The sequence below is a fragment of the Streptomyces sp. NPDC003456 genome (genome assembly GCF_042878735.1).
In the GTDB taxonomy this organism is placed as follows: domain Bacteria; phylum Actinomycetota; class Actinomycetes; order Streptomycetales; family Streptomycetaceae; genus Streptomyces.
In genome coordinates this window covers 1-1,356 of record NZ_JBIAOK010000014.1, presented here as the reverse complement: position 1 = coordinate 1,356, position 1,356 = coordinate 1, and the positions used below count along the sequence as shown (strand labels likewise).

Genomic DNA, 1,356 nt, shown 5'->3' with positions numbered 1-1,356 from the left:
CTATTATTAGTATTTTGATATTACTATTTGTTCCAAATTTAATTAAAGAAAAATCCGCAAATTGTAAAATGAAGTTAGCCACCTTGAGTCAAGCAAAAAACATCTGAATCTCTTATACTAGAAGTTCGACCAAATAGTATAAAAAGGAAATTCAGATGCAAGACTATTCTATCACAAGCCAGAGCAAAGGGAAACACCTGACCAATCAAGACCGTTTAAACATTGAACGTTGGCACAATAAAGAAGGACTGAGCAACCGTGAGATTGCGCGCTTATTGAATAAAGCTCATGGGACGATTGACAGAGAGATGAAGCGAGGGGAAATCCAGCTCAAGCGGAAGGTAAAATACTCTGCTAAAAAGGCTCAAGAAAATTATGAAGGATTGAGGGCTCACAGTGTTCGTCCGAGTAAACTCACGACTGAGATTGATTGTTATGTGAGTACACGTCTTAAAGAAGACAAGGACTCTTTGGAAGTCATTCATCAGGCTCTAAAAGGAGTTTCTCTGAGCAGCCTCTACAATTGGGTCAACTGGGGCTGGTTAGAAGCCAAGCGTCATCATCTTTTCTATCCGCAGTATAAGGCGGCAAAGAAAATCAAACCTCGTGCGCCAAAGCATCCTTTTGGTAAGTCTATTGAAGAACGGCCTGAGTTCATTAACAATCGCTTAGAAGTGGGGCATTACGAGATTGACACGGTCATTCTTACGAGAGCTAAGAACAAGGTGCTTTTGACGCTCACAGAGCGAAAATACCGCACGGAGATCATTCGCTTGATTGATGGGAAAACAGCACAGGCGGTCAATGATGAGCTGGTGGAACTTCAAAAAAGTTATGACTTCAAATCCATTACCCCTGACAATGGCCATGAATTTGCAAGGCTCTCTGAGGACGTAAGCTGTCCAGTTTACTATGCACACGCCTACGCGAGCTTTGAGCGAGGGACGAATGAAAACCATAACCGAATGATTCGTAGGCATCTGCCAAAAGGCACAACAAAGACGACCCCTGAAGAAGTCGCCGCTATCGAGTATTGGATGAACCATTATCCAAGAAAAATGTTCAACTATAAGAGTTCATATGAGATGAGCTTGGCTGGCTAACTTGGACTTGCAATTTGCGATTTTTATTTTTTATAAAAAAATAAATTAAATAGGCTAGGAAATTCAGCCTTTTTGCGTTAAAATAGTCTTTATGACATTAACACAAGAATTTGATACGATTGCGGCGATTTCGACACCGCTTGGTGAAGGAGCAATTGCCATTGTTCGTTTATCAGGGACAGATGCTCTAAAAATTGCTCAATCTGTCTATAAAGGAAAAAATTTAACTCAAGTTGCTAGCCATACGATTAAT

The 1,356-nt window shown here is 40.6% G+C and carries 1 protein-coding gene and 1 pseudogene; both read left to right on the top strand.

The window, feature by feature from the left end; translation table 11 throughout:
* Positions 1 to 155 precede the first annotated feature (155 nt).
* Complete coding sequence (locus tag ACFYWG_RS33475) at positions 156 to 1,103, top strand: IS30 family transposase (RefSeq protein WP_351004109.1); 948 nt, start codon at positions 156 to 158, stop codon at positions 1,101 to 1,103.
* A gap of 91 nt (positions 1,104 to 1,194) precedes the next feature.
* A pseudogene (locus tag ACFYWG_RS33470) lies at positions 1,195 to 1,356 on the top strand (tRNA uridine-5-carboxymethylaminomethyl(34) synthesis GTPase MnmE); the annotation flags it as partial.